Annotated in this window: 7 protein-coding genes and 2 pseudogenes; 4 read left to right on the plus strand and 5 right to left on the minus strand. The window is 62.0% G+C overall.

Features of this window, described 5'->3' with window-relative positions; genetic code table 11:
* The first annotated feature begins 148 nt into the window (after positions 1 to 148).
* The 4 genes from NKI63_RS30030 to NKI63_RS30045 are packed head-to-tail and all read left to right on the plus strand — an operon-like array spanning position 149 to position 4,808.
* Positions 149 to 940 (plus strand): ABC transporter ATP-binding protein, encoded by a 792-nt coding sequence (locus tag NKI63_RS30030; protein ID WP_023722898.1) that lies wholly within the window; start codon positions 149 to 151, stop codon positions 938 to 940.
* Positions 937 to 2,184 (plus strand): SfnB family sulfur acquisition oxidoreductase, encoded by a 1,248-nt coding sequence (locus tag NKI63_RS30035; protein WP_352466344.1) that lies wholly within the window; start codon positions 937 to 939, stop codon positions 2,182 to 2,184. The genes NKI63_RS30030 and NKI63_RS30035 overlap by 4 nt, the downstream gene beginning before the upstream one ends.
* 33 nt (positions 2,185 to 2,217) lie before the next feature.
* Complete coding sequence (ssuD, locus tag NKI63_RS30040) at positions 2,218 to 3,393, plus strand: FMNH2-dependent alkanesulfonate monooxygenase (RefSeq protein WP_023722900.1); 1,176 nt, start codon at positions 2,218 to 2,220, stop codon at positions 3,391 to 3,393.
* A complete protein-coding gene (locus tag NKI63_RS30045; protein ID WP_023722901.1) occupies positions 3,390 to 4,808 on the plus strand; it encodes an FAD/NAD(P)-binding protein in 1,419 nt (472 codons plus the stop codon). The genes ssuD and NKI63_RS30045 overlap by 4 nt, the downstream gene beginning before the upstream one ends.
* Before the next feature lie 396 nt (positions 4,809 to 5,204).
* Here the strand turns inward: NKI63_RS30045 and NKI63_RS30050 are convergent, their stop codons facing one another.
* The 5 genes and pseudogenes from NKI63_RS30050 to NKI63_RS30070 form a co-directional block, all read right to left on the minus strand.
* Complete coding sequence (locus NKI63_RS30050) at positions 5,205 to 6,263, minus strand: class I SAM-dependent methyltransferase (RefSeq protein ID WP_031195349.1); 1,059 nt, start codon at positions 6,261 to 6,263, stop codon at positions 5,205 to 5,207.
* Between the two features lie 40 nt (positions 6,264 to 6,303).
* Entirely contained in the window at positions 6,304 to 7,512 is a 1,209-nt protein-coding gene (locus NKI63_RS30820) for a peptidase M16 family protein (protein WP_502896266.1), read from the minus strand.
* Positions 7,513 to 7,864: 352 nt separating this feature from the next.
* Positions 7,865 to 8,342: pseudogene (locus tag NKI63_RS30060) on the minus strand (transposase); the annotation flags it as partial.
* A gap of 168 nt (positions 8,343 to 8,510) precedes the next feature.
* A pseudogene (locus tag NKI63_RS30065) lies at positions 8,511 to 8,807 on the minus strand (nicotinate-nucleotide diphosphorylase); the annotation flags it as partial.
* Positions 8,808 to 9,286: 479 nt separating this feature from the next.
* The gene (locus NKI63_RS30070) at positions 9,287 to 9,586 is read right to left on the minus strand and encodes a Y4lK-related protein (protein ID WP_023722911.1); all 300 of its coding nucleotides are present in this window, start codon (positions 9,584 to 9,586) and stop codon (positions 9,287 to 9,289) included.
* Positions 9,587 to 10,263 lie beyond the last annotated feature (677 nt).

Here is a 10,263-nt window from a genome sequence, read left to right on the forward strand (position 1 = left end):
TTTATAACCCCCCCCCAATACCAAACCAAACGCCAAACAAATCCCCCCGGCCCCCACCCCCCCCATGCGGGGGCACCACTCTCACGCAAAAACCCGCGCGCCGGCCCCCGGGGCGGCCCGCGATTTCCTGCCTATTGCGGAGTCATCGATGTCCAGCCCGGAAAATCCGATCCTGTCGGTCAGTCGCGTGGAGGCCGTCTACAACGGCGCCATCGCCGCCCTGCACGGTGTCGACCTGTCGGTCGGTAAAGGCGAGATCGTCGCACTGCTCGGCTCCAACGGCGCCGGCAAGACGACGCTGCTACGCGCCATATCCAATCTCCTCCCGGCCGAGCGCGGCACCGTTACCGCTGGCCGGATCACTTTCGACGGCGAGGATGTCTCCAGGGCAAGCCCCTCTCACCTCGTCCGCAAGGGTCTGGTCCAGGTCCTCGAGGGCCGACACTGCTTCCGCTCGCTGACGGTCGAGGAGAACCTTCTGACCGGCGCGCTCGGGCGTTCGTCCTCCCGCACCGGCGTCAAGGCCGACCTCGACCGCGTCTATGCGCTTTTCCCCAGGCTCACCGGGAAGCGGCGAACCCGGTCCGGCCTCACCTCCGGCGGCGAGCAGCAGATGACGGCGATCGGCCGCGGTCTGATGTCGCGGCCGAAACTGTTCGTGCTGGACGAGCCTTCGATGGGGCTGGCGCCGCTGATCGTCGACGAGATTTTTAGCGCTTTGAAGCGGCTCAATCGGGACGAAGATCTTTCGATCCTTGTCGCCGAGCAGAATTCGGCAGTGGCGCTGAAATATGCCGACCGCGCCACCGTGCTCGAAAACGGAAAGAGCGTGCTGGAAGGGTCGGCCGCCGACCTGCGCCAGCGCGACGACATCAAGACCTACTATCTCGGCGGCACGCCGCTTCCATCGCAACATTTTCCCCAGGAGACCGCAGCATGACCATCCAATCGAAGCAGCCGTCCGATATCCGCAGCGCCGTCCCCCCGGTTGAGCGTCCGTCGGCCAGAGCGCATGTCATCAAGACCGACGCCGAGGCGATCGCTGTGGCGGAAAAACTGGCCGCAGACTTCGCCAAGGACGCCTCCAGGCGGGATCGCGAGCGCATCTGGCCGAAGGAAGAGCTCGATGCGTTTTCGCAGAGCGGCCTGTGGTCGATCAACGTGCCGAAGGCCTATGGCGGACCGGAACTCTCCTATGTGACGCTGTCGAAGGTGATCACCATCATCTCGGCGGCCGATCCGTCGCTCGGCCAGATTCCGCAGAACCATCTCGGCGTCGTCGCCGCCATCCGCACCGTCTCTGACGAGGCCCAGAAGCAGTTGCTCTTCGCCGAAGTTCTGTCCGGCACGCGGTTCGGCAACGCGTTCTCGGAATTCGGCTCCAAGCGGGCGGCCGATTTTGAGACCAAATTCGTCGACGCTGGCGACCACGTCGTGGTCAATGGCCAGAAATTTTATTCCAGCGGCGCGCTGCTCGCCCATCTGGTGCCGATCGTGGCGCTCGATGACGAGGGCCGGGCCTGGTATGCCATCGCCGATCGCGGCGCGCCCGGACTGACGGTCATCGACGACTGGTCGAGCTTCGGCCAGAAGACGACGCTGTCCGGCACAGTCCTGCTCGACAATGTGAAAGTGCCGAAGACGCATCTCGTCCCCGGCTACAAGGGCTATGACCGGCCGACGGCCGACGGCGCCATCTTCCAGATCATCCAGGCTGCTGTCGATCTCGGCATCGCCAACGCGGCGATCGACGAAACCGTCAGCTTCGTGCGCACCAAGTCGCGCGCGTGGATCGACAGCGGCGTCGATCATGCCTGGCAGGATCCCTACACGATCCAGGCGGTCGGCGACCTCCGCCTGCGGGCCAATGCGGCCGAGGCGGTTCTGGACAAGGCCGGCCTTGCGGTCGATCGCGCTGTGCTCGACGCCAACGATAAGACCGTCGCGGAAGCGCAGATCGCGGTTGCCGAATCCAAGATCCTCACCACCGAGATCGCCATCAACGCCACCAACAGACTTTTCGAACTCGCGGGCACGCGCTCGACATTGGCCGAGCACAATCTCGACCGGCATTGGCGCAACGCCCGCACCCACACGCTGCACGATCCCGTGCGCTGGAAATACGCGATCCTCGGCAACTATTACCTGAACGACGTCAATCCGCCGCTCCACGCCTGGAGCTGAGCGAGAACGCCGTAAAGTCACAAAGGACTGTTCATGAGCACTGCCATCCCCGACAGGATCAAGGTCCTGTGGTTTCTCCCGACCCATGGCGACAGCCGCTATCTCGGCACCTCCGAGGGGGGCAGGGCGGTCGACCTGCCCTATCTGACCCAGGTCGCCAAGGCCGCCGACGCCATTGGCTATTACGGCGCGCTGCTGCCGACCGGCCGAAGCTGCGAGGACAGCTGGGTCGTGGCGTCGGCGCTGGCGCCGTTGACGCAGCGGCTCCGCTTCCTCGTTGCGGTGCGGCCGGGCCTGCAATCGCCGACGCTTGCCGCGCGGATGACCTCGACGCTCGACCGCATTTCCGGCGGGCGCCTGCTTATCAACGTGGTCACCGGCGGTGACCCGGTCGAGAACAAGGGCGACGGCATCTTCCTCAGCCATGATGAGCGCTATGAGGTGACGCGGGAGTTTCTCGATATCTACAAGGCCGTGCTCAGCGGCGAGACCATTGCCTTCGAAGGCAAGCACTTCCGCATCGAGGACGGAAGGCTGCTGTTCCCGCCTGTGCAGACCCCGCATCCGCCGCTGTATTTCGGTGGCTCGTCGGAGGCGGCCAATGCGGTCGCCGCCGAGCAGATCGACAAATACCTCACCTGGGGCGAACCGCCGGCTGACGTCGCCGCCAAGGTCGACCATGTGCGCGGCCTTGCCGAGAAGGCCGGACGCCAGGTGAGTTTCGGCATCAGGCTGCATGTCATCGTTCGCGAAACCAATGACGAAGCCTGGGCCGATGCCGACCGCCTGATCAGCCGCCTGGACGACAAGACGATCGCCGAGGCGCAGAAGGTTTTCGCGCGCATGGATTCCGTCGGCCAGTCGCGCATGAGCCGGCTGCATGGCGGCCGTCGCGACAAACTCGAAATCAGTCCGAATCTGTGGGCCGGTGTCGGCCTGGTGCGCGGCGGCGCCGGCACCGCTCTGGTCGGCGATGCGGCGACGGTGGCGGAGCGCATCGACGAATACCGGCGCATCGGCATCGATACCTTCATCCTGTCCGGCTATCCGCATCTGGAGGAAGCCTATCGCTTCGGCGAACTGGTGCTGCCGCTGTTGCCGCTCGATCACGAAATCTCGACGCGGCCGACGGCGGTTAACATGGGCCCCTTCGGCGAAACGGTGGCCGGCGACCATCGCCCGTCGTCGCTGCGCGCGAGCCAGTCTTGAGCGCCAGCGAACCGATCATAGCGATTGTCGGCGGCGGCTTTTCAGGTGCGGCGACTGCGTTTCATCTGGCGCGGCTGCTCCCGGCCAGTGCATCCGATATCGTGGTCGTCGAGCCGCGCGAAAGGCTCGGCTATGGTCTGGCCTATTCGACGACCGATCCTTCACACCGCATCAATGTGCCGGCCTCGAGGATGACGCTGATCTCCGGCCAGGACAGCCACTTTGCCGACTGGCTGGAGCAGACCGGCGCCGTTCTGAATGACGCCGAGGCGATCACTACCAACGGCGCGGCCTATCCACAGCGTCGCGTTTTCGGCCGTTATGTCGAATCCCACCTTCAGCCATTTTTGCAAAGCAAGACGATTCGGCACGTCCGATCCGCCGTCGCGTCGGTCGAGCGTAACGGCGACGCATATCGCCTCATCCTTGCCGACGGCGGAACGCTCGCGGCCGATGCATTGGTTGTCGCAACGACTCATCCGCCGCCGGCCTTACCGCCAGCCTTGCGCGCTATAGCCGGCGCCGCCGGTCTGGTCGCTAATCCCTATGATCTCGAACGACTGGAAGCGATCGAGCGCGACCACCATGTCCTGGTCGTCGGCACCGGGCTGACCTCGGCGGACGTCATCGCCACTCTCGACCGCAGGAGGCATCGCGGCAGCATCACAGCACTTTCGCGCCATGGCTACCGCTCGCGCAGCCATGCAGCCTCGCGTGGCGATCCGATCGGCGATTTCACGACCCTGCCTTCACGCAGCGCAACGGCACTGTTCAGGCGCATCCGGGCCACGATCCTTGATGCCAAGCGTCGGGGCGAAGGCTGGCACCCGGTGCTCGACGCCGTCCGGCGACAGGGGCAAATCATCTGGCAGGCCTTGCCGCTCGCCGAGCAGCGCCGCGTGGTGCGCCATCTTCGCGCGCTGTGGGATGTGCATCGCTTCCGCATCGCTCCACAGATCGCGGCCGTGCTTGATCGCGGCGTTGCCGAGGGCAGGCTTGCCTATCGCGCCGCAACGATTGTCGGCGCCGAACAGGTCGACGGACGCATTTGCGTCAGGCAGCGGCTGCGTGGCCAACGCAGCCTCGTTGTCGAGGCTTTCGACAGTGTGATCGTGACGACCGGACCGGCGCACGCCGATATCTTGCGGACCAACACGGCGATTGCGGCGCTCGAGCGGATGGGATTGGTCCGGCTCGACCCGATTGGTCTTGGTTTGGAGACCGACAGCCAAGGCCGTGCGGTCGGCACATCCGGGCGCCCGACCGACAGCATTTTCGTCAGCGGGCCATTGGCGCGCGGCAGCGTCGGCGAACTGATGGGAATTCCCGAAGTCACCGCACATACCGAGCGCATCGCCGCCGAAATTCACCAATGGTTGGGATACCAAACGGCGTTGCGTCGCAAGGCGTCGTGAAGCTGTGATTAGCATGAGTCTATTCAGATGACACTGACGGAACGCATCGCCAGGATTGAAAGCGCCTTCGAGGTTTATGAAAGCGCCATTGGTCGCAGTGCCGCTCCTGGCGCTTTTCGCGTTTGTCGCCGACGCCGCCGAAGTCGCCCAAGTTCAGGTGGAGAGACTGCGCGTTTGAGCGGAGTACGGTCTTCGGAGTTGGCTTCTCTGAGAGCACCGAAGTAGTCTAGGCGACGAGCTTGGCTGCGTGTGCCTTCAACTACTGTTGGCTTCTAACAACTCCAATCTGATGTCAGGGGGGTGACGCCTCTGGAAATTTGTCGATAACTGTGAGTTCGGATTTTGACGAGATCTTCACCATAAAGCGATGAGCTGCAATTTCTAGCGACGGCCGCGCTAGGGACGGGCCTCCAGCACCATGTTGAACGGCGTCTCCGTGGCGCGACGGAATCGCTTGAAGCCGCCGCCGGTCACCACCTTGCGTAGCCTCGCCTCGCCGGCCTGGGCGCCAAGCCCGAGCCCGACTTCCTGCGACAGGGATGCGGGCGTGCACACGAACGTGGAAGCGGCATAGTAAACGCGTCCGACGGGATTGAGGTTCGCCGCTAGATGATTATGCGCGAACGGCTCGACGATCATCCACGTGCCATCCGGCTTGAGCGACCCGTGGACATGGGTGGCGGCGCCCGCCGGGTCGCCCATGTCGTGAAGGCAATCGAAAAAAGCGACGAGGTCATAGGTGCCGGGGTAGGTCTTGGCGGCCGCGACCTCGAAGCGCGTGTTGGCGCCGACGCCGGCTTCCTCGGCGGCCTTGCGGGCGCGCTCGATCGAAGGGGCGTGATAATCGAAGCCGACGAAGCGCGAATTGGGGAAAGCACGTGCCATGAGCACCGTCGATGCGCCATGACCGCATCCGACATCCGCGACCTCCACGCCGCGTTCGAGCTTCTCGACTACGCCCTCCAGGGCCGGCAGCCAGGAGTCGATCAGATTGGCATTATAGCCTGGACGGAAGAACCGCTCCGTGCCGCGAAACAGACACGCGCTATGATCGTGCCATGCAACGCCCTTGCCGGACTGGAACGCTTGCCTCACCTTTTCTTCGTCGAGCCACAGCGCGGATAGGAACTCGAATGCGCCAGCCATGAAGGCCGGGCTATTTTCATCGGCGAACACCAGTTCCTGCTCGGCGTTGAGATAGAAATTGTTGTTGGCTTCATCGTAGTCGACATACCCCGCAGCCGCCTGCCCGGAAAGCCATTCCGTTACAAGGCGCTCCTGGGTGCCGGTGCGTGTCGAAAGTTCGGCGGCAGTCATCTTGCCGCCTTCGCGCAATGCCTCGAACAGGCCGAGTTTGTCTCCCAACAAGACTCCCGCGCCCGTAGCGATCGCACCGAGATCGCAGACCATTTTCTCCAAGAATGTGTCCAACTTTTGCTGACTCGCTTCAGACATCGGAATCTCCCTTTGGGCTCGATCTCTCCCGGTAAAAGCCTCACAAGGGGAGAAGAATGGCGAAATTGGAGCCCGGGCCCATCCTTTGGCGTCCACGCGCGGGCCGATCACCATAATGGCGGGTTCGGCCGAAAGCAGCTTCTTTGCCGCTGCCTCGACTTGGTCGATCGATGAGGGCGGCGCGGCGCTGGTGTAGCCGATGCCAAGACCCGACAAGCGTGGCTGCAATCGAACTGGAGGAATCCAGATTGTTGGTAGCATAGGTGCCGATCAGATAGTTCTTGCTCGCTTTTAGCTCGGCCTCTGTCGGCCCTGTTTCCGCCAACCCCCTGATCACGTGGCGTATCCGCCGAGCGTCTCGGCCGCCCTGTCGGCGCGCGTCGCCGTGGTCACGACAAGCGCATTGGAATGCTGGTAGTCTTTCAATCTGGAATGGATACCGTAAGCAAGGCCGCGCTTTTCGCGCACTTCCTGGAACAGACGTGAGGTAAATGGCGAGCCTCCGAGTATTTTGCTTATCAGCTGTGCGGCTTAGAATTCCGAGTCGCTGCGTCCGATGCCGGGAAAAACAAGCTGCAGCGAAGTCTGCGGCGGGTCGTAGGCGACCAATTACGCCGGCCGAGCTCGGGGCGACATCGGCCACCGGCGCGATCGCCTGCTTCTGAGGCAAATCGCCGACCGAGTCGTGGAGCCTTTCACTCAGGCCTTTGGCATCAATGTCGCCGACGACCGCTACGTGCAGCCCGTCACCGACGAAAGCGGCCTTGTGGAGGGCGCCTAGATCGACCGGCGTTATGCCGGCGAGGCTCTCCTTGGTGCCCCTCGTCCGGCCTCGAATAAGGATGCGTGCCGTAGATTCTGCGCCGCTTGGCGCGGATGCGGTCGACGGGCTCCTGGTCGAAGCGGGGGCTGTTAGGCGCGAGCCTGAGCAGATCGAAGGCGGCGTCCTTCCGTTCGGGCAGCATGCGCATCTGCCATAAATGCCGTCGCGCTGCGCGTCGAAGCTCATCTCGGCCCCGGCATGGTCAACCGTCGCCTGGAAGGCATCGCTGTCGAGATCGCCGGCGCCCTCGTCGAACAGGCCGGTCATCAAATTGGCCAGTCCCTCCTTGTCAGCCGAGTCCTGCGTGGTGCCGCCGTCGAAGACGAAGCGGATGGCTCCGGTTGTGGTGACGGGACGGACGATAAGCAAGGTTCGGGGCGAAGTGATTTGTTCCGCGGCGGCGGTATGTTTTGGTGAGGTGATCATGCGACGTCTTCTTTGGTCGGGCACGTGTTTGCGGATGATGATGCATGTACCGTGCCAAATGAGAAAACCATTTATACGCAGTCTGGTAGATCTGACCCTGCTACGTTGCGTATCCGACATTGTCGGAAATTGGACAGCGCCGAACGCGAAGCGGCTCGGGGCTTGTGACGATGCTTGCGCGTGCTGCTGCGGAGGGGGATATGAATGCGCTTCGAACTGGCGCGAGGCCTTCGAGGATGCCGGATTCTTAGCAAGGAGAAGTTGCTGGCGGACGACCGCCCATCCGAACCGTTTGGACGAGAATCACCCCTTAAACGGGGTCCTCATTCGGCACTCTCGCTGCGGCCACAGCCTAAGTTGCACCGACAAGGTGCGCCTGGAGCAGATCAATCTTGGCGCGGCCGTACGTTTGCCGCTTGATGAGTTTGAGCTTGGTGATCTGGCCTTCGGTCTAGCCATTCGACCACGGAGAGATGATGGCGTTGCGGACTGCGGCGATGTCCTTTTCGACCCTGTTTGCAAAGGAGCCGACGAGGCTTGCCTTCGCGCCGTCCAGCCGAGTGTCCAGTTTTGCGGCCGCCTTTGATCGGATCATCTGCTGAAAGTCGTCGATCAGCGTTCGCGCGATGACCGAGGTCAGGAACATTGCTCTCGATTGCCCCGATCAGTACAGCGTCCGATTTGGACAGGTCGTCACGCGCCAGCGTCATGAGCTTGGCCATGCTTCGTGCCGAAGGCGTGCGGGCAAGTGCGCTTTGATCGGTCCTTTCAGCAAGGCGTCTGCGCCGCGCCCATTCAGAGACGACGCCGATCTGGCCACGAAAGCCTTTCTTGCGCATTTCGCGCCAAGTCATGTGCTTGACCTGGCGGCATCGTCTTCGTCGAAATCGTTGCGTCCATTTCCATCCTGTTCCCTGGTTTCTGACCTTTACGGCTTCTCTGCTAGCCGCTTGACGGTGACCGGAAAACTTATCCGCCCGGTGCCGTCCATCAGTCGATTATGAGTCCCGATAATCAAGTCCGATATCCAAGATCGGCGCGCTATGGGTCAGCCAGCCGATGGAGACCAGATCGACGCCCGTCGCAGCAATCTGCGCAGCCATATCGAGCGTAATCCGGCCCGATGCTTCGGTGACCACCCGCCCGGCAACCATCGCCACCGCGTGGCGCAACTCATCGACCGACATGTTGTCGAGCAGGATAGCGTCGGGGGCGAAGCCAAGTGCCTCCTCCAACTGGATCAGCGTATCGACCTCCACTTCGATTTTGACGAGATGAGCTACGCTTGCTCGCGCCAGCCACGCTTGCGGCGGCAACGCTCGTCATCCGCCGCTCTATAACCCTCGACAAGGGCCTCAATGCGATTTCAGTCAAGATGCAATCTCTCCGCTCTCGAAGGCGAGAGACTGGCAAGGCACAAGCAGGAGCGACATTCCTATTTTGCCAGATCAGGACATTTCATAACGCTATTATGGAACTCGGCGGCGGTTTTCTAGCTGTTGCTTGGTTCTCTCCTGCCGCAGCTACGAAGTTGTGGATTCTCTCAGTAAACTGCGGTTATCGGGTTGAACTATGGTGCCAGAGTCAGAAACGACAGCACATCGCAATGCCACTGGGGGGCTGACCGACCCTTGTCCGTGGTGCCCAGTACGAGAAGACCAGGTTATTGCCCTGTTGGGCAAACCACAGCTCATTGGCGTCAATACCCGTCCGGAAGTCGAGCTCGTCATGTCGGTGAAGGAGCCGGATTCGACAATCGTATCCGACCCGTCCTTTATGCGTTCCAATTTCGAGTGCCTGTTTTGTGCGGTCTCCGGCCGTCGTTTGTCGACGACGTGAGTTCTATGTACCGACCTATCGAGCGAAGATAGGCAACGATCTCCGGTAGCAGGTGATCACGATCGCCAAACTCTTCCACGATTCTTTTTACCTTGCGCCAGGGTACCTTCCCGTCAACATCGCCCAGTGAATAGCCTAAGTGACCGATCGCACAGATATCACAGCCAGCCTCGATCACCTTGTCGACGAAGGCGGGAATCTCGCTCGCTTTCATTAGCCGCATGTTGCTGGTCATCGCAGATATCTCCGTTGGTGGTCGGCATGGAAATTGCGCCGACGCTCAAACGTGCTTGAATGCGCGCACCTTCGCTACCTGTGCACTTGCACAGCTTGTAGGCAGGCCTGCAGAAGGCGCGGATCGAGTGTTCCTGCGCATTTGTTCATTGTTGGCACCCCGGACACTCAACCGTGTTGCTAGAACAACCCACCTGCTCCGTTCCAACAGCAGCATTGGCCACCGGAACGCTCCCCTTGCGCGCACTGAAAGCCGGCGCTCAGGCAGTCGGAGTCAGTCATGCCGAGGCGCCATTTCCTTTTTCCCACAAGTCGCACGAGCCGCACGCGCTCTTTTCGCTCTGGAGTCCAGTAGGTTGGGTCTGGGTTGGCTCAATCGAGGGGATGGGCGTCTTTCCATTTAGCTATAGGCTAGGAAAAGCTCCTTAGATCCCGCAGTCAGGAGTCCACCAATCGGTCGAGATGGCTGCGAACCGCGTTGCGGGCGGGATTGGGTGCTCCGACGGATCGATACCCAATACCTGCGCCATTTGTTCTTCGATGGCATTATCGCCCCCCGCGTATAGCTAAGTGGTGTGTACAAACCTGATCTACAGTACCCATCCGGTGAAGACCGCAGACGTGCGTATCCGGCGGCCATGAGCACCTGAGCACCGCGGTGCCGGGGTCAAGCTTTCG

Source organism: Mesorhizobium sp. M0410 (genome assembly GCF_040321435.1).
Lineage (GTDB): Bacteria > Pseudomonadota > Alphaproteobacteria > Rhizobiales > Rhizobiaceae > Mesorhizobium.

Coding starts and splice junctions, on each gene's coding strand:
- ssuD (WP_023722900.1), top strand. CDS start 2,218: ATGAGCACTGCCATCCCCGACAGGATCAAGGTCCTGTGGTTTCTCCCG.
- NKI63_RS30030 (WP_023722898.1), top strand. CDS start 149: ATGTCCAGCCCGGAAAATCCGATCCTGTCGGTCAGTCGCGTGGAGGCC.
- NKI63_RS30070 (WP_023722911.1), bottom strand. CDS start 9,586: ATGACCAGCAACATGCGGCTAATGAAAGCGAGCGAGATTCCCGCCTTC.
- NKI63_RS30035 (WP_352466344.1), top strand. CDS start 937: ATGACCATCCAATCGAAGCAGCCGTCCGATATCCGCAGCGCCGTCCCC.
- NKI63_RS30820 (WP_502896266.1), bottom strand. CDS start 7,512: ATGATCACCTCACCAAAACATACCGCCGCCGCGGAACAAATCACTTCG.
- NKI63_RS30050 (WP_031195349.1), bottom strand. CDS start 6,263: ATGTCTGAAGCGAGTCAGCAAAAGTTGGACACATTCTTGGAGAAAATG.